This is a genomic window from Roseovarius salis, from assembly GCF_044472985.1.
Classification (GTDB): Bacteria; Pseudomonadota; Alphaproteobacteria; order Rhodobacterales; family Rhodobacteraceae; genus Roseovarius; species Roseovarius salis.
The window spans coordinates 65,233-91,388 of sequence record NZ_JBISDG010000012.1 but is presented as its reverse complement, the minus strand read 5'-3'; the positions used below and the strand labels follow the sequence as shown (position 1 = coordinate 91,388).

Annotated in this window: 26 protein-coding genes; 15 read left to right on the top strand and 11 right to left on the bottom strand. The window is 67.8% G+C overall.

Annotated features, from left to right (window positions below):
- Nucleotides 1–2,129, top strand: a 2,129-nt coding sequence (locus tag ACH13J_RS06875; protein WP_397542577.1) for a DNA translocase FtsK, incomplete at its 5' end; no start/stop codon positions are given.
- Nucleotides 2,130–2,407: 278 nt separating this feature from the next.
- Complete coding sequence (locus ACH13J_RS06870; protein ID WP_397542576.1) at nucleotides 2,408–3,013, top strand: outer-membrane lipoprotein carrier protein LolA; 606 nt, start codon at nucleotides 2,408–2,410, stop codon at nucleotides 3,011–3,013.
- Between the two features lie 12 nt (nucleotides 3,014–3,025).
- On the opposite strand, the gene ACH13J_RS06865 is transcribed toward ACH13J_RS06870, so the two are convergent.
- On the bottom strand, nucleotides 3,026–3,613 hold the full coding sequence (locus ACH13J_RS06865) for a transglycosylase SLT domain-containing protein (RefSeq protein WP_397542575.1): 588 nt from the start codon (nucleotides 3,611–3,613) through the stop codon (nucleotides 3,026–3,028).
- A gap of 185 nt (nucleotides 3,614–3,798) precedes the next feature.
- Between ACH13J_RS06865 and hspQ the strand changes: the two genes are divergently transcribed.
- Nucleotides 3,799–4,125: a heat shock protein HspQ gene (hspQ, locus tag ACH13J_RS06860; RefSeq protein ID WP_397542574.1), complete on the top strand. Its 327-nt coding sequence runs from the start codon at nucleotides 3,799–3,801 to the stop codon at nucleotides 4,123–4,125.
- A 115-nt stretch (nucleotides 4,126–4,240) separates the two neighbouring features.
- On the opposite strand, the gene ACH13J_RS06855 is transcribed toward hspQ, so the two are convergent.
- The 3 genes from ACH13J_RS06855 to ACH13J_RS06845 all read right to left on the bottom strand — a co-directional run bounded on the left by ACH13J_RS06855 (nucleotide 4,241) and on the right by ACH13J_RS06845 (nucleotide 6,860).
- Nucleotides 4,241–5,818 carry a gamma-glutamyltransferase gene (locus ACH13J_RS06855; RefSeq protein ID WP_397542573.1) on the bottom strand — a complete coding sequence of 526 codons (1,578 nt, stop codon included), beginning with the start codon at nucleotides 5,816–5,818 and terminating at the stop codon, nucleotides 4,241–4,243.
- 216 nt (nucleotides 5,819–6,034) lie between these two features.
- Nucleotides 6,035–6,511: an ATP-binding protein gene (locus tag ACH13J_RS06850; RefSeq protein WP_397542572.1), complete on the bottom strand. Its 477-nt coding sequence runs from the start codon at nucleotides 6,509–6,511 to the stop codon at nucleotides 6,035–6,037.
- A gap of 10 nt (nucleotides 6,512–6,521) precedes the next feature.
- Nucleotides 6,522–6,860 carry an anti-sigma factor antagonist gene (locus ACH13J_RS06845; RefSeq protein ID WP_397542580.1) on the bottom strand — a complete coding sequence of 113 codons (339 nt, stop codon included), beginning with the start codon at nucleotides 6,858–6,860 and terminating at the stop codon, nucleotides 6,522–6,524.
- A gap of 99 nt (nucleotides 6,861–6,959) precedes the next feature.
- On the opposite strand from ACH13J_RS06845, the gene ACH13J_RS06840 reads away from it, so the two are divergent.
- Nucleotides 6,960–8,132, top strand: coding sequence for an acetyl-CoA C-acyltransferase (locus tag ACH13J_RS06840; protein ID WP_397542571.1), 1,173 nt, complete (start codon nucleotides 6,960–6,962; stop codon nucleotides 8,130–8,132).
- 21 nt (nucleotides 8,133–8,153) lie between these two features.
- Here the strand turns inward: ACH13J_RS06840 and ACH13J_RS06835 are convergent, their stop codons facing one another.
- A complete protein-coding gene (locus ACH13J_RS06835; RefSeq protein WP_397542570.1) occupies nucleotides 8,154–8,612 on the bottom strand; it encodes a GNAT family N-acetyltransferase in 459 nt (152 codons plus the stop codon).
- 119 nt (nucleotides 8,613–8,731) lie between these two features.
- Here ACH13J_RS06835 and ACH13J_RS06830 point away from each other — a divergent pair, with 119 nt between their 5' ends.
- Nucleotides 8,732–9,187, top strand: a complete 456-nt coding sequence (locus tag ACH13J_RS06830; protein ID WP_397542569.1) for a GAF domain-containing protein — start codon at nucleotides 8,732–8,734, stop codon at nucleotides 9,185–9,187.
- A gap of 83 nt (nucleotides 9,188–9,270) precedes the next feature.
- Nucleotides 9,271–10,785, top strand: coding sequence for a YifB family Mg chelatase-like AAA ATPase (locus ACH13J_RS06825; protein ID WP_397542568.1), 1,515 nt, complete (start codon nucleotides 9,271–9,273; stop codon nucleotides 10,783–10,785).
- Here ACH13J_RS06825 and ACH13J_RS06820 read toward each other — a convergent pair.
- The 4 genes from ACH13J_RS06820 to rsmI all read right to left on the bottom strand — a co-directional run bounded on the left by ACH13J_RS06820 (nucleotide 10,751) and on the right by rsmI (nucleotide 13,926).
- Nucleotides 10,751–11,662 carry an alpha/beta hydrolase fold domain-containing protein gene (locus ACH13J_RS06820; protein ID WP_397542567.1) on the bottom strand — a complete coding sequence of 304 codons (912 nt, stop codon included), beginning with the start codon at nucleotides 11,660–11,662 and terminating at the stop codon, nucleotides 10,751–10,753. The genes ACH13J_RS06825 and ACH13J_RS06820 overlap by 35 nt on opposite strands.
- Nucleotides 11,659–12,594 carry a glutathione synthase gene (gshB, locus tag ACH13J_RS06815; protein ID WP_397542566.1) on the bottom strand — a complete coding sequence of 312 codons (936 nt, stop codon included), beginning with the start codon at nucleotides 12,592–12,594 and terminating at the stop codon, nucleotides 11,659–11,661. The genes ACH13J_RS06820 and gshB overlap by 4 nt, the downstream gene beginning before the upstream one ends.
- A gap of 61 nt (nucleotides 12,595–12,655) precedes the next feature.
- A complete protein-coding gene (locus ACH13J_RS06810; RefSeq protein ID WP_397542565.1) occupies nucleotides 12,656–13,063 on the bottom strand; it encodes a YraN family protein in 408 nt (135 codons plus the stop codon).
- Nucleotides 13,060–13,926, bottom strand: coding sequence for a 16S rRNA (cytidine(1402)-2'-O)-methyltransferase (rsmI, locus tag ACH13J_RS06805; protein ID WP_397542564.1), 867 nt, complete (start codon nucleotides 13,924–13,926; stop codon nucleotides 13,060–13,062). Before rsmI ends, ACH13J_RS06810 begins: the two co-directional genes overlap by 4 nt.
- A 71-nt stretch (nucleotides 13,927–13,997) precedes the next feature.
- On the opposite strand from rsmI, the gene ACH13J_RS06800 reads away from it, so the two are divergent.
- The 8 genes from ACH13J_RS06800 (at nucleotide 13,998) to murJ (ending at nucleotide 23,470) form a co-directional block, all read left to right on the top strand.
- Nucleotides 13,998–15,164, top strand: coding sequence for a penicillin-binding protein activator (locus ACH13J_RS06800; protein ID WP_397542579.1), 1,167 nt, complete (start codon nucleotides 13,998–14,000; stop codon nucleotides 15,162–15,164).
- 126 nt (nucleotides 15,165–15,290) lie between these two features.
- Complete coding sequence (locus tag ACH13J_RS06795; RefSeq protein WP_397542563.1) at nucleotides 15,291–18,065, top strand: [protein-PII] uridylyltransferase; 2,775 nt, start codon at nucleotides 15,291–15,293, stop codon at nucleotides 18,063–18,065.
- Nucleotides 18,066–18,159: 94 nt separating this feature from the next.
- Complete coding sequence (locus ACH13J_RS06790; RefSeq protein ID WP_397542562.1) at nucleotides 18,160–19,275, top strand: acetamidase/formamidase family protein; 1,116 nt, start codon at nucleotides 18,160–18,162, stop codon at nucleotides 19,273–19,275.
- An 89-nt stretch (nucleotides 19,276–19,364) separates the two neighbouring features.
- Nucleotides 19,365–19,685: a hypothetical protein gene (locus ACH13J_RS06785; protein WP_397542561.1), complete on the top strand. Its 321-nt coding sequence runs from the start codon at nucleotides 19,365–19,367 to the stop codon at nucleotides 19,683–19,685.
- A 54-nt stretch (nucleotides 19,686–19,739) separates the two neighbouring features.
- On the top strand, nucleotides 19,740–20,366 hold the full coding sequence (locus tag ACH13J_RS06780) for a cytochrome c (protein ID WP_397542560.1): 627 nt from the start codon (nucleotides 19,740–19,742) through the stop codon (nucleotides 20,364–20,366).
- Between the two features lie 2 nt (nucleotides 20,367–20,368).
- Nucleotides 20,369–21,274, top strand: coding sequence for a c-type cytochrome (locus ACH13J_RS06775; protein ID WP_397542559.1), 906 nt, complete (start codon nucleotides 20,369–20,371; stop codon nucleotides 21,272–21,274).
- A 37-nt stretch (nucleotides 21,275–21,311) separates the two neighbouring features.
- The gene (locus ACH13J_RS06770) at nucleotides 21,312–21,752 is read left to right on the top strand and encodes a c-type cytochrome (protein WP_397542558.1); all 441 of its coding nucleotides are present in this window, start codon (nucleotides 21,312–21,314) and stop codon (nucleotides 21,750–21,752) included.
- 179 nt (nucleotides 21,753–21,931) lie between these two features.
- On the top strand, nucleotides 21,932–23,470 hold the full coding sequence (murJ, locus tag ACH13J_RS06765; RefSeq protein ID WP_397542557.1) for a murein biosynthesis integral membrane protein MurJ: 1,539 nt from the start codon (nucleotides 21,932–21,934) through the stop codon (nucleotides 23,468–23,470).
- Between the two features lie 20 nt (nucleotides 23,471–23,490).
- Here the strand turns inward: murJ and ACH13J_RS06760 are convergent, their stop codons facing one another.
- A complete protein-coding gene (locus ACH13J_RS06760; RefSeq protein WP_397542556.1) occupies nucleotides 23,491–24,180 on the bottom strand; it encodes a rhomboid family intramembrane serine protease in 690 nt (229 codons plus the stop codon).
- 73 nt (nucleotides 24,181–24,253) lie between these two features.
- Between ACH13J_RS06760 and trpS the strand changes: the two genes are divergently transcribed.
- Nucleotides 24,254–25,273, top strand: coding sequence for a tryptophan--tRNA ligase (gene trpS / locus ACH13J_RS06755; protein ID WP_397542555.1), 1,020 nt, complete (start codon nucleotides 24,254–24,256; stop codon nucleotides 25,271–25,273).
- Between the two features lie 44 nt (nucleotides 25,274–25,317).
- On the opposite strand, the gene ACH13J_RS06750 is transcribed toward trpS, so the two are convergent.
- On the bottom strand, nucleotides 25,318–26,082 hold the full coding sequence (locus ACH13J_RS06750) for a methyltransferase domain-containing protein (RefSeq protein WP_397542554.1): 765 nt from the start codon (nucleotides 26,080–26,082) through the stop codon (nucleotides 25,318–25,320).
- Nucleotides 26,083–26,156 lie beyond the last annotated feature (74 nt).

The following is a 26,156-nucleotide window of genomic DNA, read 5'->3' as shown; positions in this document are numbered from 1 at the left end:
ACGCGCGCCCCGAGCCCAGCCTGCACAGCGCGCCGGCGCCGTCCGCGCCCGCACGGCCCGAACCGGCGGCGGACACCGCCGAACGCCCCAGCGGTTTTCTCTCGCGGATGCCCGCCCTCATCCGCCGGGCAGAGCCCGAACCGGAACCCGAGCTCGTTGATCGCAGCTATCACGGCGAGGAACCCGAGGCCCCCGGCCCCGATCGCATCCGGGCCAAGATCGCGGACGTGGTGCGCGCCCGCCGGTCCGACCCCGACGAGGCGGCGGAAGAGCCCCACGCCGACAAGCCGCTCACGCGCGGTCGTGGCCGCAGGCCCGATCCGCTCGTCCTGCGCGAGACGCCGGTGCCGGGCTTCAAGCCGGAGCCGCCGCTGACCGCGGGGCAAGCCGTGACGCAATCCGCGCCGGAGCCCGATCCACAACCCGAACCGGCGCCGCTGTCCGACGGGATGCCGCCAATGCCCGAGGCGACGGCCACCGGCCAACGGCCGCGCATCCCGACCCCGGAGCCCCGCCACGTGGTGCAGCACCCGCCGCGCAAGGCGCCGGAGCCTTCCGAGCGCGCCCGCGCCGAGGCGCAGCCAGCCCTGCAGTTCGACGACACGCCCGAAGCCGACTTCGAGCTGCCGGCGCTCGGCCTGCTGACCAACCCCGAGACGATCCAGCGTCACCACCTTTCCGACGAGGCGCTGGAGGAAAACGCCCGGATGCTGGAAAACGTGCTCGACGATTACGGCGTTAAGGGCGAGATCGTCTCGGTGCGTCCCGGCCCCGTCGTCACCATGTACGAGCTGGAACCCGCCCCGGGGCTCAAGGCCTCCCGCGTCATCGGGCTGGCCGACGATATCGCGCGTTCGATGAGTGCGCTCTCTGCCCGCGTGAGCACCGTTCCGGGGCGCAGCGTCATCGGCATCGAGCTGCCCAACGACAACCGCGAGATGGTCGTCCTGCGCGAGCTTCTGGCCACCCGCGATTTCGGCGACAGCAACATGCGCCTGCCGCTGGCCCTCGGCAAGGATATCGGCGGTGACCCGGTGATATCCAGCCTGGCCAAGATGCCCCACCTGCTGATTGCCGGAACCACCGGCTCGGGCAAGTCGGTGGCGATCAACACCATGATCCTCAGCCTGCTCTACAAGCTGACGCCGGATGAATGCCGGCTGATCATGATCGACCCCAAGATGCTGGAACTCAGCGTCTATGACGGCATCCCGCACCTGCTCTCGCCAGTGGTCACGGACCCGAAAAAGGCGGTCGTGGCCCTCAAATGGGTCGTCGCGGAGATGGAAGAGCGCTACCGCAAGATGTCCAAGATGGGCGTGCGCAACATCGACGGCTACAACGCGCGGGTCGAGGACGCGCAGGCCCGCGGCGAGATGTTCAGCCGGACCGTGCAGACGGGCTTTGACGACGATACCGGCGAGCCGGTGTTCGAGACCGAGGAGTTCACCCCGGAAAAGATGCCTTACATCGTGGTCATCGTCGACGAGATGGCAGACCTCATGATGGTCGCCGGCAAGGAGATCGAGGCATGCATCCAGCGGCTGGCGCAGATGGCGCGGGCCAGCGGAATCCACATGATCATGGCCACGCAGCGCCCCTCGGTGGACGTCATCACCGGCACGATCAAGGCCAACTTCCCCACGCGCATCAGCTTCCAGGTGACGTCGAAGGTCGACAGCCGCACGATCCTTGGCGAGATGGGGGCGGAGCAGCTGCTGGGCATGGGCGACATGCTCTACATGGCTGGTGGCGGCAAGATCACCCGCTGCCATGGGCCGTTCGTGTCCGACGAAGAGGTCGAGGAGGTGGTCAACCACCTCAAGGCGTACGGGCCGCCCGACTATGTCGGCGGCGTTCAGGAGGGCCCGCAGGAGGAGAAGGCCAGCGACATCGACCAGGTTCTGGGGTTGTCCACCGGCGGCAATACCGACGGTGACGACGCGCTCTACGATCAGGCCGTGCAGATCGCTATCAAGGACCGCAAGTGTTCCACTTCCTACATCCAGCGCAAGCTGGCCATCGGCTACAACAAGGCCGCGCGGCTGGTCGAGCAGATGGAGGAACAGGGCGTTGTCAGCCCCGCCAACCATGTCGGCAAGCGGGAAATCCTCGTGCCCGAGCAGTAGCGGCGCGCTGGCCGCCCTTGCGCCGTGTGCGCGCATATCGCGGCGGCCGTGGCGCGTTCCCTTTGCCGCGATGTTGCCGATATTGCCCGTTGCCGCCAACGGCTTGCCCTTGCCGTGCGGGTGGGCATGTTGATGCTGGCGGGGCCTTGGGCGGCGGGCGTGGCCTTGATCCTCGGCGCGCGCATGCTGATATCCCGTTGACCGGTTCTTGTTATCGCATGTCGCGGCCCCGCGAGGCAGGATCGGAACGGATTCGCGCAGGAAGGAGCAGCGCCAACATGGATTTCAAACGTTTTGCCGCGGCGGTGGCGCTGACCTTCGCGATGGCCCTGCCCGCGGCGGCTGAAAAGCTGTCACTTGGCGAGATCTCGGCCTACCTCAACGGGTTCAAGACCGCAGCCGGCGCGTTCACCCAGATCAACGACGACGGCACGATCAGCACCGGGCAGATCTTCCTGAAGCGACCGGGGCGGGTGCGGTTCGAGTACGATCCGCCCGACGACATACTGGTGATCGCGGACGGGACGCGCGTCGGCGTGATCGACGGCAAGTCGAACACGGGCCCCGAGGCCTATCCGCTGCACCGCACGCCGCTCAAGATCATACTGGCCAACGACGTCGACCTGACGCGCGAACGCATGGTGACCGGCCACAGCCTGGACGGCAAGACCACGATCGTCGAGGCACAGGACCCCGAGAACCCGGAATACGGCAGTATCGAGCTTGTCTTTACCGGCGATCCCGTGGAGCTTCGCCAATGGGTGATCAATGACAGCGCCGGCGCGCGCACCACGGTGGTTCTGGGCGACCTGCAGACGGGCGTCCAGCTTGAAAATGACCGCTTCGAGATCCCCGGCGTGGGCGTGGACGAACCCGACCGCTGAACGCACGGGCCGTCAGTACCAGCGGCAGTTGCGCAGTTGCGCCTCGTAGGTTTCGGCCCGTGCGGCCGTCTTGTCGGCCACGCGCATCAGCCAGGGTTTTTGGCGGTGACTGCGACGGGAAAAGCCTGCGCGCCCCTCGTGATAGGCAAGGTACTGGTTGCGCGTGTCGTGCTTGGAAATGCCCAGCCTCTCGGTCGACTGGTCCATGTACCACCCCATGAAATCGGTCGCGTCACGGATATCGTTGCGGCGCGCGCCGAACCGGCCGGTCGTCTCGCGGTACTCGTCCCATGTGCCGTCCAGCGCCTGGCTGTAACCGTAGGCCGAGCTGATGCGTCCCATGGGGATGATGCCCAGTGTCCAGCGGAAGGGCGTGCGCGCCTCGCCGTCGAACTTGCTTTCCTGGTAGATGGTGGCCATCTGGACATGCACCGGGATGCCCCAGCGGCGCTCGGTCGCGCGGAACGCGCGGGCATATTGCGGCCGTTGCTGGAGGATGTCGCACGCATCGTCCAGGTTCGATGGCGGCGGCCCGCCGGTACGCCCGCCGCAGGATCCAACCAGCAGCAGGATCAGAATGACGCGAAGTGCCCTGCTCATCTGCCTCTCGCTCGCACGTGTTTTTTTGGCAATGGTAACGAAAACCGGCGCGCGACGGAATCCCGAATCCGCGCCGAAGGCACTGTAAATCCGGGGTTCACAATGTGTTTCCCAAGAAATCCCGGCTGCACGTTGGACAAAGGCCCCTTGAAAAAGATAAAGTGCGCGGGTAGGGGCTGACGACAATGAACACGACACGCGCGAAATATCACATCGGACAGGTGGTGCGGCATCGCAAGCACCCGTTCCGCGGGGTCATATTCGATGTTGATCCCGAGTTCTCCAATACCGAGGAATGGTACGAATCCCTGCCGGAGGAAAGCCGCCCGGCCAAGGAGCAGCCGTTCTATCACCTGCTCGCGGAGAATGATCAGAGCTACTACGTCGCTTACGTGAGCGAGCAGAACCTGATCGCCGACTACTCCGGCGAGCCGGTTGATCACCCGGATATCCCCGACCTGTTCGGCCCCTTCGAGGATGGTCACTACCCGCTGCATTTCCAATTGAACTGACCCGTAGGCGGGGCGCACGCCTAGGGGTCAGTTATGTGCCGGGCGGGCTGGCCGCCCGCGCCATGGCTGTCATCAGGTCAGGGGTTTGAACCCCGCATCCGCAGCTTTCAACGGGTCAATACCCAAGGGCGCAGCCGTCCTTGCGGGCGTCACTGCCGCCTTCCAGCACGCCGTCGGGACGGATCAGGATCGCCTGCGCGCCGCCGATGGCCTCCTGGGGCACCACGACGTTGTGCCCCATATCCGAAAGCGCCTGCCGCACCGCCTCGGGATAGCCACGCTCGACGCGCATCTCGCCCCCGGTGGCAAAGCAGCGCGGCGCGTCGATCGCCGCCTGGGGGTCCATGCCGAAATCCCGCAGGTTGGACACGAACCGCGCGTGACCGTTGGGCTGATACGCCCCGCCCATCACGCCGAACGGCATGACGACCCCGCCGGTCTGGCGCAGCATCCCCGGAATGATGGTGTGCATGGGCCGTTTGCCGCCGGCCATCTCGTTGGGGTGGCCCGGCGTGAGGTTGAACCCCGCGCCACGGTTCTGGAACAGGATTCCGTACTTCTCCGACGCGATACCCGAGCCGAAGCCGTGGAAGATAGAGTAGATCAGCGACACTGCCATGCGATCCCGGTCGACCACGGTGATGTAGACCGTGTCGCGGTGGACTGCCTCGGTCAGAGGGGCGGCTGCCGGCATCGCCTGGAGCGGGTCGATCAACGCCGCCAGCGCCTCCGCGGTCTCCGGCGCCAGCATGAAATCAAGCCGCGCGGTGTGGTCGGGGTCGGCGATGATCCGGTCGCGGGCGTCATAGGCCAGCTTGGCCGCCTCGGCCTCGATATGGGCGCGCTCGGCCCCCCAAGGATCCATTCCAGCGATATCGAACTGCCGGAGGATGTTGAGCATGAGTATCGCCGCCGCACCTTGGCCGTTGGGCGGATGCTCGACCAGATCCACACCGCCGTAGCTGCCCGCAACCGGCGTGGCCGTGTCGCACGCCGTGTTGGCAAAGTCCTCGGCCGTGTGAACGCCGCCCATTGCCTTCAGCGTGGCCAGCATGTCCTCGGCCACCTCGCCCTCGTAAAAGGCGCGGCGCCCGTCCTTGGCGATGCGGCGCAACACCTCGGCCTGTCCCGGCGCGCGAAAGATGTCGCCTGTTTTCAGCGGGCTGCCGCCGTTGGAATAATGCGTGATGCCATGGCCCTGAAGCACCTCGCCCGCGCGCGGCCAGTCAAAGGCGACGCGCGGCGCCACGGGGACACCCTCCTCGGCATACCGGATCGACGGGGCAAGCAGCGCGTCGAGCCCCAGCCGCCCGTACGTCTCGCTCAGATGGCAGAACGCATCGACGGCGCCGGGGATCGTCACCGCATCGACCCCGTTGACCGGCACCGTCTGGTGGCCCGCCTCCCGCAGCTCGGCTGCGCTCGCGGCCGCCGGCGCGCGGCCCGACCCGTTCATCGCCTCTATTCGGTTCCCGCCGCCGGGGTTGAACAGCACGAAGCAATCGCCGCCGATCCCGGTCATCTGGGGTTCGCATATCCCCAGCAGGACCGCGCCGGCAATCGCCGCGTCCATGGCGTTCCCGCCTCTTTGCAGGATATCCACCGCCGTCTGTGCGGCAAGGGGATGAGAGGTTGCGCAGATACCATTGGCGGCAAGCACCGGGGAGCGGCCCGGCAGATGAAAGTCGCGCATTGAAGGCTTTCCCTTGTCTTTCCCGTTCGGACGGACCCTAGCCGCCCCGTCGGAGGATGCCAATCGGCGCGTTTCCATCCTTGTTCCGGGTAAAGACCTCGACGCCGCGCACTGGGTGGGGGCTGTTCAACGCGGCGCCGAGGGAAGCTATCTGCAGCTACAACACAGTGAATGCCGGCCTTTCTTGGCGAATTTACGCTTGAATTGTGGCGAAAGTTAGGTCTCTGCCTCTCGTTCGGCGCCCCTTTGCCGAAACCGCAGTTCCAGGCGGTTTTGCCCATGCTCATGACGGTAAGACAGTGACTCCGTCTGCTCGCGGATCAGGAACCAGCCGAAACCGCCCTCGGGAAGGGTCTCTGCCCGGCCTGACGACTCGGGCAGCGTACCGGCGGGCATGGCCCCGCTGGGCATGGGGCGGCCCGAATCGTACACGATCACCCTTAACTCGTCCTGCGCGATGCTGGCGCACAGCCGCACCCGCCCAGGCGCCGACCCGTCATAGGCATGTTCCGCGATGTTGTTCATGACCTCCGCCAACACCAGCTCCGCCCGTGACAGCAGCGCCGGCCCGGCACCGCCCGCGCTCAGCCGTCTGCACATGGCGCTCAGGACGGCGCGAATGGCATCTGGCGTTGCGATGACCTCGGTTTCGAACCGTGCCCCCGACCCGGCGCATCGGCCGTGGCGGGTCATCTCGCGACCCTCAGCCGGCTCCAAGGCTCTGCGGTGCGCTGGCATCTGCGTGAATCTCGAACACCGAATCCATCCGCGTCAGGCGGAATACCCTGGCCACGTCCGGGTTCAGCCCGGCCAGTTCCAGCGACCTTTCGGGTGAAAGGAATTTCATGACCGCCACGATCGCGCCGAGACCGCTGGAATCCACGAAGACCACATCGCCCAGGTCAAGGATCACCCGGCGGGGGGCGTTTTCCGTTTCGGCGCGCATCGCATCCTTGAACCGGATCGCGGCGGCCGAATCGATCCGGTCGGCCCGCACCACCACGATCAGCGCGTCCTGCTGTCTGCTGCACTCAAGCTGCATGATCTGTCCCGTGTCATAGGTAGTAATACGCCAAAGGCTAGACCGCATTCCTTACGATCCGGTAACCTGCCGCCTGAGACCACGAGGAGGAACGACAGTATGAAGAGCGTTGTGATTGCCGGCGCCGCCCGCACGCCCATGGGCGGCTTTCAGGGGGATTTCGACGGCGTCGAGGCCGCGCATCTTGGCGGCGCGGCCATTCGCGCGGCGCTGTCCGATGCGCGGGCGGACACGGCGGACGAGGTGGTGATGGGCTGCGTGTTGCCCGCGGGGCAGGGGCAGGCCCCCGCGCGGCAGGCGGGCTTTGCCGCCGGGCTCGGGGAGGAGGTGCCGGCGACGACGCTCAACAAGATGTGCGGCTCGGGGATGAAGGCCGCGATGGCGGGTTTCGACCAGATCGCCCTTGGCTACGCGGACACGATGATCACCGGCGGCATGGAAAGCATGTCCATGGCGCCGTACCTCCTGCCCAAGATGCGCGGCGGCGCGCGTCTCGGCCATTCCGAGGTCAAGGACCACATGTTTCTCGACGGGCTGGAGGACGCCTATGACAAGGGCCGGCTGATGGGCACCTTTGCCGAGGACTGCGCCGAGACCTACCAGTTCACCCGCGAGGCGCAGGACGAGTACGCCTTCGGTTCTCTCGACGGGGCGCTGGCGGCGCAAAGGACCGGCGCGTTCGACGGCGAGATCGCGCCGGTGACGATCGCAACCCGCAAGGGCGAGGTGACGGTCACCGTCGACGAGCAGCCCGGCAAGGCGCGGCCCGACAAGATTCCGCATCTCAAGCCGGCCTTCCGCAAGGACGGGACGGTGACGCCGGCCAACTCATCCTCCATTTCCGACGGCGCTGCTGCGCTGGTGCTCGCCTCGGACGAGGCGGCGCGGGCAGGCGGCCTGAACGTCCGCGCGCGCATTCTCGGCCATGCCAGCCACGCGCAGGCGCCCGGCTGGTTCACCACCGCCCCCGTGCCTGCCGCACAGAAACTGCTCAAGCGCATCGGCTGGGGTATCGACGACGTTGATCTCTGGGAAGTCAACGAGGCCTTCGCCGTGGTCCCGATGGCCTTCATGCGCGAGATGGGCCTGCCCCGCGACAAGGTGAACGTCAACGGCGGGGCCTGCGCGCTCGGCCATCCCATCGGCGCCAGCGGGGCGCGCATCATGGTCACCCTGCTCAACGCGCTGGAAAAGCGCGGGCTCAGGCGCGGCGTCGCGGCGATCTGCATCGGCGGCGGCGAGGGCACGGCGATCGCCATCGAGCGGGCCTGACCGGCGCGGCCTTTCCGCGCGTCAGTCGAGGTCGCGCCGCATCGTCGCCATGCCGCCGCGGCGCGACAGCTCCTCGTAACCGGCCTTCTGGTAGAGCTTCAGTGCCGGCTCATTGTCCAGTTCCACCTTGAGCGTGATGCTGAGCGCCCCGAGATCCCGCGCCGCGTCCTCTGCCAGCCGCGCGAGCTCTTCGCCGGTGCCGCCGCGCATCGCCTCCTCGACGAACACATATGTCAAGTGGCGCACTTCCGGGCCGATGCCGACGCGGAGAACGAAGAACCCCACCTCGCGACCCGCCTCGTCGAGCAGGTAAAAGGATTCGTCGTCGGCCTCCTTGAGCCACTTCATCTGCCATTCGCCCGGATCGAACGGATGGCGCGCATGGGGATTCACAAGGGCCAGATCGGCCGGATCGTCCAGAAGCCGCGCCAGCGGATCGAGGTCGCGGGCGGTGTTGTGACGGAGTGTCAGGGTCGTCATGATGGCGCTCCTTGGCGTGTCAGGGTCGTTCAGGGGCGTTCGGCGCGCGCCCCTGCCATGGCGCGCGGCCCGGATGCAAGGGCTGGCGCAAAGGACCGGGCCGTGCGATACGCCGCGTCATGAGGATCGACTACGACACCGCCGCAAGCACCATCATGGCCCTCGCCGACGGCGAGGCCGACGTGATCGCGCTGATGGCCACGCTGGCCTGCGAGCTGCACCATGCCGACGATCGCTTCGACTGGACCGGTTTCTACCGCGTGACGGAGCCGGGGATGCTCAGGATCGGGCCCTACCAGGGCGGCCACGGATGCCTGACGATCCCGTTCTCGCGCGGCGTCTGCGGCGCGGCCGCCCGCACCGGCGAGGTGCAGCTTGTCGACGATGTCTGCGCCTTCCCCGGCCACATCGCCTGTTCCGCCTCCACCCGGTCCGAAATCGTCCTGCCCGTGCGGGACGGGCAGGGACGGCTGATCGGCGTGCTCGACATCGACAGCGACCGGCCGGCAGCCTTCACCGGCAAGGATGCGCAGGGGCTGGGCGCGATCCTCGACGCCGTGTTCGGCCGGCTCTGACAACTCGTCACGCGGCGGTTAACCAATCTTAAACTCTCGCCGGTCTATCCGTTAACCAAGGTTGCGAAAGCGGGGAGGCCGCCATGGTCGCGCGGGCCTATACGGTGGCGTTCGAAGGGGTGGAGGCCCGGCCCGTCGAGGTGCAGTGCGCCGTCACCGCCGGCATGCCGGGCTTTTCCGTCGTCGGCCTGCCTGACAAGGCCGTGTCCGAGGCGCGCGACCGCGTGCGCACCGCGCTCACCTCGATGTCCATCGCGCTGCCGTCCAAGAAGATCACGATCAACCTGTCGCCCGCCGACATGCCCAAGGAGGGCAGCCATTACGACCTGCCAATCGCCCTTGCGCTGCTCGCGGCGCTGGAAATCGTCCCGGCCGACGCGGTGGAGGGGACCTGCTCGCTCGGGGAATTGTCGCTCGATGGGTCGCTTCTGCCGGTGGTCGGTGCCCTGCCCGCGGCGATGACCGCTGCCAGCGACGAGCGGACGCTTCTCTGCCCCAAGGGCTCTGGGGCAGAGGCGGCGTGGGTCGATGCCGCGCAGGTGATCGGCGCGGCGAGCCTTGCCGACGTGGTGCGCCACTATACCGGGCAGTCGCCGCTGCCGCCCGCCGCGCCCGGCGAGGTGACGGGCGCGCCCTCGGACCGCGACCTTGCCGACGTCAAGGGACAGGAGCGCGCCAAGCGCGCGCTGGAAATCGCCGCCGCCGGGCGGCACCACCTGATGATGGTGGGCACCCCCGGCTCGGGCAAGTCGATGCTGGCGGCGCGGTTGCCCGGGCTGCTGCCGCCGCTCACCGCGCGCGAAGCGCTGGAAACCTCGATGATCCATTCGCTTGCCGGGCTGATCGAGGAGGGCGGTATCAGCCGCGCACGCCCTTTCCGCGAGCCGCACCACACCGCCTCCATGGCCGCGATCGTCGGTGGTGGGCGCCGCGCAGGCCCCGGCGAGATCAGTCTTGCCCATAACGGCGTGCTCTTCATGGACGAGTTCCCCGAGTTCGCCCGCGCCGTGCTGGAAACCCTGCGCCAGCCGGTCGAAACCGGGGAGGTCGTGGTCGCCCGCGCCAACGCGCACGTGAAATACCCGTGCCGGTTCATGCTGGTGGCCGCCGCCAACCCCTGCAAATGCGGCTACCTGCCCGACGCCGCCCGCGCCTGCGCCCGCGCGCCCCAGTGCGGCGCGGATTACATGGGCCGCATCTCCGGCCCGCTGATGGACCGCTTCGACCTGCGGGTGGAGGTGCCGCCCGTGTCATATGCCGATCTCGATCTGCCCTCTGCCGGTGAAACCTCGGCCGTCGTGGCCGATCGCGTGGCGGCGGCGCGGTCGGTGCAGGCCGCAAGGTTCGGCGCTGGCGGCGCGGGCCGCCTGAACGCCGATGCCGAGGGCGAGACGCTCACCGCGATCGCAACGCCCGACAGCGAGGGGCAGGCCCTTCTGGCCGATATCGCCGACCGCTTCGGCCTTTCCGCGCGCGGCTACCACCGCGTGCTGCGCGTGGCCCGCACCATCGCGGACCTCGACGGCGCGGACACGGTGCGCCGGCCGCACGTGGCCGAGGCCGTCAGCTACCGTCTCTCGACGGCGAAATCCGGCTGATCCAGCTGCCCACCTGCCGCAGCGTGGCGTTGGCCTCGGGCAGGTATGGCTGGAAAAACGGCCAGACATGCGGCAGGTCGTGCGCGACGATTTCGGTCACGTCCACGCCGTCGTGGCCCAGCCGCGCGGCCATCCGCCGCGTGTCGTCGAGCAGGATCTCGGTATCGCCCACCCCCAGCCAGACCGGCGGCGCCCCGCGAAAATCGGCGAATAGCGGCGAGGCGCGCGGATCGTCCGCCGCCGCGCCGCTCAGGTAGATCTCTGCCCCCTCGCGGGTCCGGCAGGCCGGGAGCATGACGTCCGCCTCGGCATTCCGGCTCAGGCTTTCGCCCGACAGCGTCAGGTCCGTCAGTGGAGAGAACGCGAAGAGCCCCGCGGGCCGCGGCAGATCGTGCCGCAGGATCTCGCCCAGTAGCGCCAACGCAAGGCCGCCGCCCGAGCTGTCGCCGCCGAGGATCACCCCGCCGGGCCGCTTGCCCAGCTCCCGCCAGACCGCCAGCGCATCCTCCACCGCCGCCGGAAAGGGATGTTCGGGCGCCAGCCGGTAATCGGGCAGGCAGACGGGCAGGCCGGTGATGCGCGACAGCCGCCCCAGCATCGCGCGATGGGTGTCCGACGAGCCGAAAACGTAGCCGCCGCCGTGGAAATATAGGATCAGCGGGCCGGTTCGCCGCGCAACGCCCCGCGCCGTCACCCATTGGACCGGCACCTGCGCCATCCGGCCCCGGGTCCGGCGCGTGCCCGGCGGGGCGTGGAACAACAGCCGTGCCTTGATCTCGAAATTCCGCCGCAGCGTCTCCGGCGCCGTCACCCTCGCCAGATAGGGCTTCTCGGTCAGGCGCAGCCAGGGGTTGAGGATAGCCCGGGCGAGGCTCACGCCCGCCTTGCCTCGATCGCGTCCCAGATCCGCCCGGCCACGTTGACACCGTCGAAGCGTTCCAGTTCCTGGATGCCCGTGGGGGATGTCACGTTGATCTCGGTCAGGTAGTCCCCGATCACGTCGATGCCGACAAAGACCTGCCCCTTGTCGCGCAGCAGCGGCCCGATCTCGGCGCAGATCTCGCGGTCGCGCTCGGTCATCGCGATTTTCTCGGGGCGCCCGCCCACATGCATGTTGGACCGGGTCTCTCCCGCGCCGGGAATGCGGTTGATCGCGCCCACCGGCTCGCCGTCGACCAGGATCACCCGCTTGTCGCCTTGCGCGATCTCGGGCAGGTATTTCTGGACGATCAGCGGCTCGCGCGAGAAGCCGATGAAAAGCTCGTGCAGCGCGCTCAGGTTGCGGTCGGATTCGGCGAGGTGGAAAACCCCGGCGCCGCCGTTGCCGTAGAGCGGCTTGAGGATGATGTCGCCCTGCGCGGCGCGGAAGGCGCGGATCGTGTCGAGGTCGCGCGCGATCGCGGTGGGCGGCATCAAGTGCGGAAAATCGAGGATGAGCAGCTTCTCGGGGAAGTTGCGCACCCAGAACGGATCGTTGACCACCAGCGTCCCGGGCCCCAGCCGTTGCAGCAGGTGCGTTGTGGTGATGTAGAACATGTCGAAGGGCGGATCCTGCCGAAGCCAGACCACATCCATCCCCGACAGGTCGCGCGTCTCTTCCGACCCGAGGCGGAAATGGTCGCCCTTGACGCGCTGCACCTCCAGCGGCCAGCCCCGCGCCACGACCCGGCCCCGGTCATAGGCCAACCGCTCCGGCGTGTAGTAAAAAAGCTCATGCCCCCGCGCCTGCGCCTCTTCGGCCAGGCGGAACGTGCTGTCAGCGTTGATGTCGACCGGACCGATCGGGTCCATCTGGAATGCAATTTTCATGGGCCGCCCCCGGCAGATCTGCTGCCGCCATTACATGCGGCAAAGATCGGGCCGGTGCAAATCAGAAATGGCTGAACGCGCCCTCGCGGATTTCCACCCGCCCCTGCGCGTCGCAGACCGCGAGATCGAAGCGCACCTCCGAAAGCTGGCCCATGGGCGTTCGTGCGAGGTATTCCGATGCCGCCGCGTGCACCCGCTCCATCTGGCCGTGGCGCAGGCGCAGCGCCGCTGCGTCGAAGGAGCGCGCCTTCTTTACCTCGCAAAAGACATGAACGCCATCCTGCAGGAACACCAGATCGATTTCGCCCGCGGTTCCGCGCCAGCGCGTTTCCAGCAGGTCGGCGCCGGCTGCTTCATAGGCCGCCGCGACGGCGCTTTCGGCGCACATGCCCGAAAGATAAGCCCGGCGGCCCCGGCGCCGCCGTGTCACGGCCGTGGCATTTCCGTCGGTCTCCGCATGTGCGGTCATTCCGTCTCCTTGTCCAGTTCCAGCGCCCTTTGGTACACCTGCCGGCGCTTCAGGCCCAGCCTGGCCGACACGGTATCGGCCGCGTCCCGTACCGTCTGGTGTTGCAACGCCTCTTTCAGCGCCCTGTCTACATCGATTTCCCTAACGTTTCCCGAATCTCCCTGTCCCACGAGCACGACGACCTCGCCCTTCAGGTTGCGGTCCGCCGTTACGGTCGCCAGGGACTCGAGCGTCCCGCGCATCACCTCTTCGAATTTCTTTGTCATTTCCCGGCACACGGCCGCCTCGCGCGTGCCGCCCAGAACCTGCGCCGCGTCGCGCAGCATGGTGGCCACACGTTTCGGCGATTCGTAAAAGATGAGCGTGCCGGGCACTGCCGCCAGCTCCTTCAGCGCGGATTTCCGCTTGCCCGCGGGGGACGGCAGGAAACCGGCAAAGAAGAACCGGTCCGCCGGCAGGCCCGAGAGCGTCAACGCCGTGATTGCCGCCGAGGGGCCGGGGGCCGAGACCAGCCCGTGCCCCGCCTCCACCGCCGCGCGGGCAAGGTCGAAGCCGGGGTCGGATACCATGGGTGTTCCGGCCTCCGAGGCATACACGACGGACTTTCCCGCCGCCAGCGCCTCCATGATCGCCGGACGCGCCCGCCCCGTGTTGTGGTCGTGGTAGCTGATGATCCGGCGCCCGCGCAGGGCGATGCCGTGGATCTCCATCAGCCGGCGCAGGCTGCGCGTGTCCTCGGCCGCCAGCACGTCGGCGCCCGCCAGGAGATCGAGCGCCCTGAGCGTGATGTCGCGCGCCGCCCCGATCGGTGTCGCGATCAGGTAAAGCCCCGGCGCCGGTTCCGGGCGTTCCGGATTCCCCACTGGACCCCTCCTGCATGACGTTTATGATCGTCGGTCACGGACCCACTGCCAGCAAGGAGCCCGACCTGTCGATGTTTGCCGTTTTCACCCGCATCCGCAAGCTGTTCCTCCCCGTCCTGCTGCTGCCCGTTTTCCTCCTCGCGGGCTGCCAGGGCGGCCCGGTGATCGGCAGCGGCCCGTCAGTCGGCCCGTCGGCGCCTGTGCCCGTGGCCTTGCTGGTGCCTTACGGGGCGTCCGATCCCAACGAGCAGAAACTTGCCGAGGACCTGGAGAACGCGGCGCGCATGGCAGTGTCCGACCTTGCCGGGGTCAAGGTCGATCTGAGCGTGTATGACACCGCGGGGAACGCCGACAAGGCGCGGGAGGCCGCGCGTGCCGCGGTCGGCGGCGGTGCCCGGATCATCATCGGTCCGCTGCGCGCAGAATCGGCCACCGCCGCGGCCGATGCCGTCGCGCCGCGCGGGGTCAACGTGCTGGCGTTTTCCAACGACCCCACGATCGCGGGCGACAACCTATTCGTTCTGGGCCAGACCTTCCACAGTACGGCGGACCGGTTGGTGCGTTTCGCGACGGGGCAGGGCAGGGACCGAATCCTGACCGTCTATGCCGATAACCGCGCCGGGCGTCTTGGCCGCCAGGCGATCCAGCAGGCGATCACGCGCAACGCCGCCGTTCCGGCCGGCGGCGTCAGCTACGCCTTCTCGCAGGACGCTGTGGTGGAGGCCGTGCCGCGGATCAGGTCGGCGGCGGAGGACAACAGCGCAAACGCCATATTCTTCACCGCCAACAGCGCGGGGGCCCTGCCCCTGTTCACGCAGATGCTGCCCGAGGCCGGGCTGGGCCAGGATGAGGTCCAGTATATCGGCTTGTCACGTTGGGATACGCCCCCCCAGACGCTGGAGTTGCCGGGCGTGCAGGGCGGCTGGTTCGCGCTGCCCGATCCGCAGCGGACGGCCCAGTTCCGCGAGCGTTTCGAAACGGCGTACGGGCGCCCGCCGCATGCGCTGAGCGGTCTGGCCTATGATGGTATCGCCGCGGTCGGCGCCTTGGCCAAGGAAGGCGGCAATCTGGGCCGAGACGCCCTGACGCAGCCCGCGGGTTTCCAGGGCGTGAACGGTATTTTCCGCTTCACGCCGGATGGCACCAACGAGCGCGGTCTCGCCGTGGCCACGATCCGCGACAAGGCGGTCGAGGTCATCAGCCCCGCCCCCGCCAGCTTCGGCCGGGCCGGGTTGTGAACGGGTGCGGGAACCCCGAACCGCCATGACCTGCCACGTTCCCCGCCGCAACAATGGACGGTTTCGCAGAATGTCAGCGGCCGCCGCGGTGGTGAACCGCGGCGGGTGCCGGCCACAGGGTGCCGCATGAAGGACATCCCGCCGGCCCCCGACGCGCTGATCCGGCCGTCCGACCTGATCTTTGACCGGCGCGCGGTCGGCGCCGAGATCGACGCGGCCTGCGACACCGCCGCGCCCGGCGGGCAGGACGGGGCGGAGCTTCGCAAGCAGGTCGTCGCGGTGCTCGCCGGGGCGATGAAACAAGGCCGGGCCCGGATCGCAGAGGGCCTTGCCGCCGATCCTTTCGCCGCCCGGGCCGCCACGCGGGCCTATACGTGGCTGACCGATTGCATCGTTCATGCCGCGCTCGACGTGGCGACGCACCGCCTTCACCCGCTTTCCACCCCCACCGAATCCGAACGCATCGCGGTGTTCGCAGTCGGCGGCTACGGACGCGGCGAGATGGCGCCGTTCTCGGACGTGGACCTGCTCTTCCTGACGCCCTACAAGATCACCCCCTGGGCAGAGAGCGTGATCGAGAGCACGCTCTATATCCTGTGGGACCTGCGGCTCAAGGTCGGCAACGCCAGCCGCACGGTGCGCGACTGTCTGCGGCTCGGGGGCGAGGATTTCACGATCCGCACGGCGCTGCTGGAAAACCGGTTCCTCTACGGCGATGCCGATCTGGCGGAGACGCTTCGCCGGCGCCTGCACGACGAGCTTTTCGAAGGCTCGGCGCGGGAATTCATCGAGGCCAAGCTGCAGGAACGCGGCGCGCGCCATGAAAAGCAGGGCGTGCGCTACATGGTGGAACCCAATGTCAAGGAGGGAAAGGGCGGCCTGCGCGACCTGCAGTCGCTTTTCTGGATCGCCAAGTATCTCCACCAGGTCGACGACGTCGCCGAGTTGGTGGATCTTGGCATGTTCACCGAGGACGAGTTCGACACCTTCGCCAAGGCAGAGAACTTCCTCTGGGCGGTGCGCTGCCATCTGCATCTGGCCACGGGCCGGGCCACCGAGCAGCTTACCTTCGACCTGCAGGTCGAGGTGGCCGAGCGCCTGGGCTACACCGACCGTTCCGGCCGCCGCGCGGTCGAGCATTTCATGCAGGACTATTTCCGCCATGCCACCGCGGTGGGCGAGCTCACGCGCATCTTCCTCACCAAGCTCGAGGCCGCGCACGTGAAATCCGAGCCGCTGCTGCAGCGCCTGTTCAAGCGCAAGCGCAAGCTCAAGCCCGGCTACGTCGAGGTGCACGGCCGCCTGGCCATCGCCGAGGAGACGGCCTTCCTGTCGGATCCGCTGAATCTGCTGCGCGTCTTCGAGGAGGGGCTGCGCACCGGCCTGCTGATCCATCCCGACACCATGCGCCTGGTCACCGCGAACCTGCAGCTCATCGACGAGGACGTGCGAAACAACCCGCGCGCCCGCAAGCTGTTTCTCGATCTGCTGCTCAAGCACGGCGCGCCGGAACGCGCCCTGCGCCGGATGAACGAGCTCGGCGTCCTGTCCGCCTTCATCCCCGAGTTCGAGCCGATCCGCGCGATGATGCAGTTCAACATGTATCACAGCTACACGGTGGACGAGCACATCATCCAGTGCATCGCGCAGCTCGATCGCATCGAGCGCGGCGAACTGGAAGAGGAGTTGCCCGTCGCCTCCTCGATTCTGGAGGAGGGGGTGAACCGCCGCGTGCTTTACGTGGCGCTTTTGCTGCACGACATCGGCAAGGGCCGGGACGAGGACCATTCGATCCTCGGGGCGAAAATCGCGCGCAGGGTCGCGCCGCGGCTAGGGCTCAAGGCCAAGGAGGTCGATACCGTCGAGTGGCTGGTGCGCTATCACCTGCTGATGTCCGACATGGCCCAGAAGCGCGACATCGCCGACCCGCGCACGGTGCGCGACTTTGCCAAGGCGGTACAGACGAAGGAGCGGCTCGACCTGCTCTGCGTGCTCACCGTCTGTGACATCCGCGGCGTGGGCCCGAACACGTGGAACAACTGGAAGGCCTCGCTGCTGCGCGCGCTCTACCGCCAGACCCGCCGCGCGATGGAGGGCGGTCTGGAAGAGCTCAACCGCGAACAGCGCGGCTCGGATGCCAAGCGCAACCTGCGCGCGGCGCTATCCGACTGGGACCCAAAGGACCTGAAAACGGAAACGTCGCGTCACTACCCACCCTACTGGCAGGGGCTGCACGTCACCGCGCATGTCGTCTTTGCCCGTCTCCTGCGAGACCTTGACGCCGACGAGATCGCCATCGACCTCGCCATCGACGAGGACCGCGACGCCACCCGCGCCTGTTTCGCGCTGGCCGACCATCCCGGCATATTCTCGCGTCTTGCGGGGGCGCTGGCATTGGTGGGCGCCAACGTGGTGGACGCGCGCACCTACACCAGCAAGGACGGCTTCGCCACCGCCGCCTTCTGGATACAGGATGCCGACGGCAACCCCTTCGAGGCCGAGCGCCTGCCGCGCCTGCGCGAGATGATCCACAAGACGCTAAAGGGCGAGGTGGTGGCCACCGAGGCGATCCGGAGCCGCGACAAGATCAAGAAGCGCGAGCGCGCCTTCCGCGTGCCAACCCACATCACCTTCGACAATGACGGCTCGGAGATCTACACCATCATCGAGGTCGACACCCGCGACCGCCCCGGACTGCTCTACGATCTCACGCGGACACTGGCGGCCAACAACGTGTACATCAACTCTGCCGTCATCGCGACCTATGGAGAGCAGGTGGTGGATACCTTCTACGTCAAGGACATGTTCGGGCTGAAATTCCACTCCAAGGGCAAGCAGCGCGTTCTGGAAAACAAGCTGCGCCAGGCAATCGAGCAGGGCGCGGAGCGGGCACGGGAATGAGATGCGCGGTCCACCACGGCCTTGCCCCGGCGGCAATTTTCCTGCTGGCAAGAAGCACGGGGGCCGACACAAGCGCCAAGTGCAGGTGCCTTGAATGACCGCGGCGACGACGGAGAGGGCTGTGCTGATCGACCGTGCGCTCAGCCTGCCACAGCAACCCGCGACGGGCCACAACCGCTGGCATCCCGACATTCCCCCCGTCCTGTCCGTCGCCCCCGGCGATCTTGTCCGGCTCCAGACGCGCGATGCCGCCGACGGCCAGATCACCCCGGGCTGCGGGGTCGGGGTGCTCGACAGGCTGGACGCGGGACGGATGCACCCGCTTACCGGGCCGGTCCACGTGGAGGGTGCCGCGCCCGGCGACCTGCTGGAAGTGGAGATCGTCGAGGTCCTGCCGGAAAGCTACGGCTTTGGCATCCAGTACCACAGCCTCGGGGTGCTGGCACGGCACAGCCCGGGGCCGTTCCTCGCCCATTTCGACATCGCTGACGGCTACGCCACCTCGGCGCAGATACCCGGCGCGCGGTTCCGCGGCGCGCCCTTCATGGGGGTTATGGGTGTGGCGCCCGATCATGGCATGCTGGCGGATAGCCGCGCCTACGAAGAGCGCCTCGGCCTGTCCGGCGCGCCGCCGTGCATGGCGCAGTCATGCGTGCCGGATGACCCGGCGGTGGCCCGCGACGGGCTCAGGACGATCCCGCCGCGTGCCAACGGCGGCAATCTCGACATACGGCAACTCACCGCCGGTGCCTCGCTGTTCCTGCCGGTTTTCGTCGACGGCGCGCTCTTCTCGGCGGGGGACGCGCATTTCGCGCAGGGCGAGGGCGAGTGCGTGACCGGGCTGGAGATGGCGGCGACTCTGCTGTGCCGGTTCCACCTGCACAAGGGCCGCGCGGCCGAACGCGGCATCCGTGATCCGCAATTCAGCTTTGCCCGGCCCGGACCCGCCGTGCCGGACGGGCCGCGCCGCTTCCACGCCACGACCGGGCAATCCTTTGCGCGCGATGGCGGCCTTGCCCATTCCGACCTGCGCACCGCCGTCGAGAACGCCCTGCTGAACATGGTCGAGCACCTGATGCAAACGCGGGGTTACGACTTCCAGCAAGCCTACCTCGTCTGCAGCCTTGCCGCCGACCTGCGGATCAGCCAGGCGGTGAACGTGCCGAACTTCACCGCAAGCGTCATCCTCGACCTCTCGATTTTCGAATGAAGGTGACCGGGTTGAACCGGCCCGCCCGCGATTGGCCCCGTCGGATGTTGACATTCAGCGGCCGCTTCGCCCAGTTTGAGGTCATGTCCTTGACCTGCAGGGCCCTGTTGACCGCCTGTTTCGCGGTGGCCGTCGCGGCGTTCCTCGCGGCGTTGCCGGCGCCCGCGTCGGCCCATAGCGCGATGCCGCATGACACGGCGCAGCCTGCGCCCGAGACCGGTCCAGCGGCAGCGTTGCCCGGGGCCGAGACATGCTGTCACCATAACGGCTCCTGCACGGTCCAGATCCTGCCCGGCGCGCCGGGTATGCAGCTGCGGGATGCCGCGCCAACGGCGCTGCGGCATCTCTTCGCGGCGGTTCACGCCGAATCGATGCCCATCGCGACCGACCCGCCGCCGCCGCGCCCCTGACCGATGGATCACCGCCCTGCACGGGCAAATTCTATCGGATCAAGGGAGATGAACATGAAACCGAAACATCTTGTTATGGCCGGCGTCACGCTGGCCGGCCTCGCGGTGGCCGCGTTCGCGCATTCCGGCGCCACCGGCGTCGTCAAGGAGCGCATGGAGGCGATGAAAACCATGGGCGAGGCCGTCAAGCGGATAAAACCGATGATGACGGGCGAGACCGCCTATGACGCCGCAGCCGTTCGTGAGGCCGCCCGCACAATCGCCGCAGAGGCGGGCGAGGCCATGGTGGAGAAGTTTCCGCAGGGGTCGATGGAGGATCCTTCCGAGGTGCGCCCGCGCGTCTGGGAAGAATGGGACCGCTTCGCCACGCTCGCCGATCGGCTGGAACTGGCCGCGACGGGGCTGGAGCGCGCTGCCGGGAACGGCCTGCACGGCGCAGGCCACATGATGGGTGGCCAGCAGGGCATGATGGGCGGCCAGCAGGGCATGATGGGGAACCAGCAAGGAATGATGGGGAACCAGCAAGGAATGATGGGCGGCAACATGATGATGCCGGGTGGTGACCTGCCGAACGGCATGACCGCCGAACATATCGGTCAGATGCCCGCCGACGGCGCCTTCATGATGGTCACGCAGGTCTGTTCGGCCTGCCATGACAGGTACCGTCGGGACGACGGCTGATCATGCCGCGCACAATCGGGATCCTGATGGCCCTTGCCGCATTGGCGGGGCTGGGGGGCGTGTCGCTGATGGCTTGGCCCATCGGCACGCCGCCCCAACTGGCCGAGCGAAAAGGTGACCCGCAACGGGGCGCATACCTTGCCCGTGCGGGAGGGTGCATCGCCTGCCATTCCGCCCCCGGCTCGGGTCGTCCGGCCTTGACGGGGGGCGCGCCCATAAAGACCGCCTTCGGCACCTTCGTGCCGCCCAACCTGACACCGCACGAGGAGGCCGGCATCGGCGCGTGGTCGATCGAGGCCTTCGCCCGGGCCGTCCGGCAGGGGATCGCGCCTGACGGCACGCCTTATTACCCTGCTTTTCCCTATGCTTTCTACGGCCATCTCAGCGATCAGGACATCGCCGACATGTGGGCGGCTTTTCAGGGAGTGCCCCCGCAGGATGTCACGGCCGGCGGACATGACCTTGGTTTTCCCTTCAATCTGCGCGCCGGGCTCAAGCTGTGGCGCGCGGTCTATGCCCACGGCCCGCCGACCGCGCCCGTGCCGGAACGGTCCGAGGCATGGAACCGGGGGCGTTGGCTGGTCAACGGGCTGGCCCATTGCGGGGCCTGCCATACAGACCGCAACCTCGCGGGCGGCCGCAGGCCGGGCCGGTACCTCGCGGGCAGTGACGACCTGCCCGGCGGCGGCACAGCCCCGTCCATCCGTGCCGGCGACCTGTCGGAGGCGGGGTGGAGCGTTGCGTCCCTCGCCTACGGTCTGAAATCGGGCGTGATGCCCGACGGCGATACCTTCGGCGGCGGCATGGGCGAAGTTGTCCGCGACGGCACGGCATGGCTGTCGGATGCGGATCGCCGGGCGATAGCCACCTACCTGTTGAACAAGAACGAGACCGGGGCGGGGCAATGACGCCCGCCCGATCCACGCAATATCGGGAGACACGAAAATGAACAGGATGCTTCTTATCGGTGCGGTGGCGGCGGGCCTCGCGGGGGCCGCCGTCTACATCGCCCGTCCCGGCGGCGACGACGCCGCGTCCGGCAGCGCCACCGCCTCGGCACAGGACGGGCCGATGGTCGAGGTGACCCTGCCCGCCGAGCTGTCGCAAAAGGCCCGGATGGGGGAACGCGCGTTCAACGCCGTCTGTGCGGAATGCCATGGCACCAATGCCGCCGGCAACGCGGGCAAGGGGCCGCCGCTGGTGCACAAGATCTACGAGCCGTCGCATCACGGAGACATGTCGTTTCACATGGCGGTTCAGAACGGCGTGCGCGCGCATCACTGGACCTTCGGCAACATGCCCGCGCAGGAAGGTCTGACCAAGGCCGACGTGACCGCGGTCATCGCCTATGTCCGCGAGTTGCAGCGCGCCAATGGGATCGAGTGAGGCATCGGCGCATCCGGCGGCCTCACCGCGCCGGGGCACTGCCGAGGTAACACGGAGGCGTGGCCGCTCCATGTTTCCGCCACCTTTTCGGCCGGTTGACCCCGGGCCGGATCGCGCGCCCTTCCCCCCTTACGCGCGATCCGCTAAGGCTCTTTCAGTCCACTGGCGAAAGGCCCCGAATGAAACCCGTCCGCCTTCTCTCCGGCGTGCTGACCGTGGGCAGCTGGACCCTGATGAGCCGCGTTCTCGGCTTCGTGCGCGACGTCTTGATCGCGGGCTTCATCGGGCCGGGGGTGCTGATGGACGCCTATGTTGCCGCCTTTCGCCTGCCCAACATGTTCCGGCGTTTCTTCGCCGAGGGCGCTTTCAATGCCGCCTTCGTGCCGATGTTTTCCAAGCGACTGGAATCAGGGGAAAACCCGGAGGGATTCGCGGCCCTTGCGCTGGCGGGGCTGAGCCTTGTGCTGCTGGTTCTGACGGGGCTTGCCATGGTGTTCATGCCCGCGCTCGTGTGGGCCACGGCCGAGGGGTTCTACGGCGATGAACGCTTCGATATCACGGTAGAGTTCGGGCGCATCGTCTTTCCCTACATCTTCTTCATCTCGCTGGCCGCGCTGTTCTCCGGCGTGCTCAATGCCGCCGGCCGCTTCGCCGCCGCCGCCGCCGCGCCGGTGCTTCTGAACATCCTGCTGGTCACGGCCATGACGGTGGCTTGGGCCGTGGGCGGCGCGGTGGCCCAGGCGCTCGTGTGGACAATACCGGTGGCGGGGCTGGCGCAGCTGGCGCTGGTCTGGGGCGCGGCCGAGCGCGCGGGCCTGCGCATCCGGCCCGTCCGTCCCCGCTGGACGCCCGAGATGGCCCATTTGCTGCGCGTGGCCGTTCCGGCGGCGCTGGCCGGCGGGGTGGTGCAGGTCAACCTGCTGGTGGGGCAGCTTGTGGCCTCGAACTACGACAAGGCGGTAAGCTGGCTGTACTCGGCCGACCGGCTCTACCAGTTGCCGCTGGGGGTCGTGGGCATCGCCGTGGGTATCGTCCTCTTGCCCGACCTGTCGCGCCGGCTCAAGGCGGAGGACGATACCGGCGCGCGCGAGGCCTATTCGCGAGCGGGGGAAATTTCGCTTGCCTTGACGATACCCTCGGCGGTCGCGCTGATGGTCATACCACTGCCGCTCGTCTCGGTCCTGTTCGAGCGCGGCGCGTTCGGCGCCGACGACACGGCCGCCACGGCGCTGGCCGTGGCGATCTACGGTCTCGGGCTGCCCGCCTTCGTGCTGCAGAAGATCCTGCAGCCCCTTTTCTTTGCGCGCGAGGACACTCGCAGCCCGTTCCGCTTCGCGCTCGTGGCGATGGTGGTCAACGCGGTCATCGCCGTCGGTCTGGCCATCGCGATCGGCTGGATCGCCGCGGCGGTCGCGACCACCGTGGCGGGCTGGGTCATGGTCTGGCTGCTGATGCGTGGTGCCCGCTCGATGGGAGAGGTGGCGCGCTTCGATGCACGCTTTCGCCGCCGCGTCTGGCGCATCTGTGCCGCGGCGCTCCTGATGGGGGTGGTTCTGTGGGGCGTGTCGGTCCTGTTGACCCCCTTCTTCGCATTGGGGGGCTGGCGGTGGCTGGCGCTGCTGGTGCTGATTGCCGCGGGCACGGTGGCCTACTTCCTTGCCGGGCAGGTGATGGGCGCCTTCCGGCTGTCGGAGTTTCGCGCCGCGCTCCGCCGCTGAGGTGGCGGTGCCCGCGTCCGCTACCGGTGCCTGATTTTCGACCGCAACCGCCGCCACCCGCCGGGCACCAGCACGAAGGACAAAAGAAATCCCGCGCAGAAGCCCGCTACATCCGCGATCCACGTGGTGCCGGTGCCGAAGAAAAGCCCGAAGACGAGTTGCAGCGCCAGCAATATGCCGATGAGCGAAAAGGCGCGGATCTGTTGTTCGCCCATCTGCCCCAGCCGCAGCCACACGAGATAGGTGAACCCGCCGATGAGGCCGTAAACGCCGGGAAAGGCCCCGATCAGCCCGCCCCCCTGCGGCAGGATCAGCGCGTATGTCAGTGCCCCGAGCGCGGCGGAGGCGAAGAACAGAACCAGCACGGCCAATTGGCTCAGCCGTTCGCCAACGAACTTGCCCAGTGCCAGGGTCAGGACGGCGGCGAACAGCATGTGGGTAAAGGTCGCGTGGACGAACGGGTAGGTGAAAAGCCGCACGGCGTAATCGAGCCGGAAAATCCCGTTCTCCAGCATCCACGCGAAGGCCCGGTTGGAAAACCCGTAATCCTGTATCGCCAGGCTGCGCCAGCCGATCGCCTCCGGCCCGCCGACGAGGCCCCGTGCACCGAGCGTGAAAACCGCCTCGGCGGCGGCCATCGCGGCAACCAGCACGATGACGGAGGCCGGCAACGGGTTGACGGGGCCGTTATTGGTGTCGGGGTGGCTCATGCCTGCTCTCCTTGACGCCATGCGCGGCCATGAGTAAGCGAGGCGGGCGGAAATTTCCAGACGGAGACGGCGTATGACGGAGGTGGCGTTCACACCCCGCGTGTTCTCGGGCATTCAGCCCTCGGGCAACCTGCATCTTGGCAATTATCTCGGTGCGCTCAAGCGCTTCGTCGAGAGCCAGGAGGAGGGGGTCGAGTCGATTTACTGCATGGTCGACCTGCACGCCATCACCGTATGGCAGGAGCCAGAGGCCCTGTGCCACGCCACCCGCGAACTGGCCGCCGGGTTCATCGCCTCGGGGCTGGACCCAGAGCGGTCGATCCTGTTCAACCAGAGCCAGGTGGCCGAGCACACCCAGCTTGCGTGGATATTCAACTGCGTGGCGCGCATGGGCTGGATGAAGCGGATGACCCAGTTCAAGGACAAGGCCGGCAAGAACGCCGAGCAGGCAAGTCTCGGCCTGTTCGGGTACCCCGCGCTGATGGCTGCCGACATCCTAGCCTATCATGCCACCCACGTGCCGGTGGGCGAGGACCAGAAGCAGCACCTGGAGCTGACACAGGAGATCGCGCGCAAGTTCAACCATGATTACGGCGTGGAATTCTTTCCCGTCACCAGGCCGGTGATCGAAGGCGCGGCGACACGGGTGATGAGCCTGCGCGACGGCGCCAAGAAGATGTCGAAATCCGATGTATCGGACATGTCGCGCATCAACCTGACGGACGATGCCGACACCATCGCGAAAAAGATCCGCAAGGCCAAGACCGACCCCGAGCCGCTGCCCTCCGAGGAGGGGCCGCTAGACGACCGGCCCGAGGCCCGCAACCTCGTCAACATCTACGCCGCGCTGGCCGACATGAGCGTCGATCAGGTGCTGGCCGAGATGGGCGGCAAGCCATTTTCCGAGTTCAAGCCCGCGCTGGCCGACCTCGCCGTGGACAGGCTTGCGCCGATATCGCGGGAAATGGCCCGGCTCATGGAAGACCCCGCCGAGATCGACCGCACGCTGGCGCGCGGGGCCGAGCGCGCCCGCGCCATCGCCGCGCCCATCCTGCGCGAAACCTATCGTATCGTTGGCATGGTGGGGGCCTGACCAGGCGCAGCGCATGACAGGCCCGCGGCCCCGGCGCGGCGCTGTCAGAGCTTTTTCAGCCACCACACATGCTCGGCCGGATAGTTCCGTGCCCACGCCGCCGGAATGCCGAAACGCGTGCCCGTGGCCCCCTCGGGCGCGTAGAGTTCCCTCAACCCCTCTACCGAGAACCCGATCTCGCGGAACAGCGTGATCCAGTCCTCGAAGCCCAGGCTGAACTCCACCCCGCCGGGGTCGATCTTCGCCTCGGTCCAGTCGGTGCGTCCCAGCCCGCGATAGGGCCGGTGCAGCACCCGTTCACAGGCCGCCCCGCTCGGTGGCGTCGTCATCACCACCAAGGCGTGATGGCCAAGGAACACCAGCCGCCCGCCGGGGCGCAGCACCCGCCATGTCTCGCGCAGCCACATCGCCGGGTCGCACCAGATCGCCGCGCCGTATTCCGATATGGCGAAATCGAACGCCCCGTCCGCGAATGGCAGCGCCTCGGCGTTGCCCTCCTCGAAGCGTATATCCGCCCCGTGCTCCCGGGCCAGCCGCCGCGCCGTGGCCAGTTGACCGGCCGACAGGTCGATCCCCGTCACCCGCGCCCCGCGCCGGGCCATCCAGCCCGAGACATAGCCTGTCCCGCAGCCCAGCTCGACCGCCTCCATGCCCGCCATGTCCTCCGGCAACATCCCCAGCCGGGTCTCGGGCACCTCCCAGATGCCCCAGAACGGCGCCGCGCTGGTCCAGGCCCTCTCGCCCGCCGCGACCCAGTCTGTCGCCATGGAGTTCCAGAGATCGCGGTTGATATGGATATGCTCTTCCATGCCCGGCAGCCTAGCCGGGTGTGACCCGCAGGCAAGCGCCATCGCCCGTTATGTGCGCTAATGCACCATTTATA

What these genes read in the sequence shown, in the direction of transcription:
- ACH13J_RS06870 (WP_397542576.1), top strand. Translation starts at nt 2,408, where the DNA reads ATGGATTTCAAACGTTTTGCCGCGGCGGTGGCGCTGACCTTCGCGATG.
- ACH13J_RS06865 (WP_397542575.1), bottom strand. Translation starts at nt 3,613, where the DNA reads ATGAGCAGGGCACTTCGCGTCATTCTGATCCTGCTGCTGGTTGGATCC.
- hspQ (WP_397542574.1), top strand. Translation starts at nt 3,799, where the DNA reads ATGAACACGACACGCGCGAAATATCACATCGGACAGGTGGTGCGGCAT.
- ACH13J_RS06855 (WP_397542573.1), bottom strand. Translation starts at nt 5,818, where the DNA reads ATGCGCGACTTTCATCTGCCGGGCCGCTCCCCGGTGCTTGCCGCCAAT.
- ACH13J_RS06850 (WP_397542572.1), bottom strand. Translation starts at nt 6,511, where the DNA reads ATGACCCGCCACGGCCGATGCGCCGGGTCGGGGGCACGGTTCGAAACC.
- ACH13J_RS06845 (WP_397542580.1), bottom strand. Translation starts at nt 6,860, where the DNA reads ATGCAGCTTGAGTGCAGCAGACAGCAGGACGCGCTGATCGTGGTGGTG.
- ACH13J_RS06840 (WP_397542571.1), top strand. Translation starts at nt 6,960, where the DNA reads ATGAAGAGCGTTGTGATTGCCGGCGCCGCCCGCACGCCCATGGGCGGC.
- ACH13J_RS06835 (WP_397542570.1), bottom strand. Translation starts at nt 8,612, where the DNA reads ATGACGACCCTGACACTCCGTCACAACACCGCCCGCGACCTCGATCCG.
- ACH13J_RS06830 (WP_397542569.1), top strand. Translation starts at nt 8,732, where the DNA reads ATGAGGATCGACTACGACACCGCCGCAAGCACCATCATGGCCCTCGCC.
- ACH13J_RS06825 (WP_397542568.1), top strand. Translation starts at nt 9,271, where the DNA reads ATGGTCGCGCGGGCCTATACGGTGGCGTTCGAAGGGGTGGAGGCCCGG.
- gshB (WP_397542566.1), bottom strand. Translation starts at nt 12,594, where the DNA reads ATGAAAATTGCATTCCAGATGGACCCGATCGGTCCGGTCGACATCAAC.
- ACH13J_RS06810 (WP_397542565.1), bottom strand. Translation starts at nt 13,063, where the DNA reads ATGACCGCACATGCGGAGACCGACGGAAATGCCACGGCCGTGACACGG.
- ACH13J_RS06800 (WP_397542579.1), top strand. Translation starts at nt 13,998, where the DNA reads ATGTTTGCCGTTTTCACCCGCATCCGCAAGCTGTTCCTCCCCGTCCTG.
- ACH13J_RS06795 (WP_397542563.1), top strand. Translation starts at nt 15,291, where the DNA reads ATGAAGGACATCCCGCCGGCCCCCGACGCGCTGATCCGGCCGTCCGAC.
- ACH13J_RS06790 (WP_397542562.1), top strand. Translation starts at nt 18,160, where the DNA reads ATGACCGCGGCGACGACGGAGAGGGCTGTGCTGATCGACCGTGCGCTC.
- ACH13J_RS06780 (WP_397542560.1), top strand. Translation starts at nt 19,740, where the DNA reads ATGAAACCGAAACATCTTGTTATGGCCGGCGTCACGCTGGCCGGCCTC.
- ACH13J_RS06775 (WP_397542559.1), top strand. Translation starts at nt 20,369, where the DNA reads ATGCCGCGCACAATCGGGATCCTGATGGCCCTTGCCGCATTGGCGGGG.
- ACH13J_RS06770 (WP_397542558.1), top strand. Translation starts at nt 21,312, where the DNA reads ATGAACAGGATGCTTCTTATCGGTGCGGTGGCGGCGGGCCTCGCGGGG.
- murJ (WP_397542557.1), top strand. Translation starts at nt 21,932, where the DNA reads ATGAAACCCGTCCGCCTTCTCTCCGGCGTGCTGACCGTGGGCAGCTGG.
- ACH13J_RS06760 (WP_397542556.1), bottom strand. Translation starts at nt 24,180, where the DNA reads ATGAGCCACCCCGACACCAATAACGGCCCCGTCAACCCGTTGCCGGCC.
- trpS (WP_397542555.1), top strand. Translation starts at nt 24,254, where the DNA reads ATGACGGAGGTGGCGTTCACACCCCGCGTGTTCTCGGGCATTCAGCCC.
- ACH13J_RS06750 (WP_397542554.1), bottom strand. Translation starts at nt 26,082, where the DNA reads ATGGAAGAGCATATCCATATCAACCGCGATCTCTGGAACTCCATGGCG.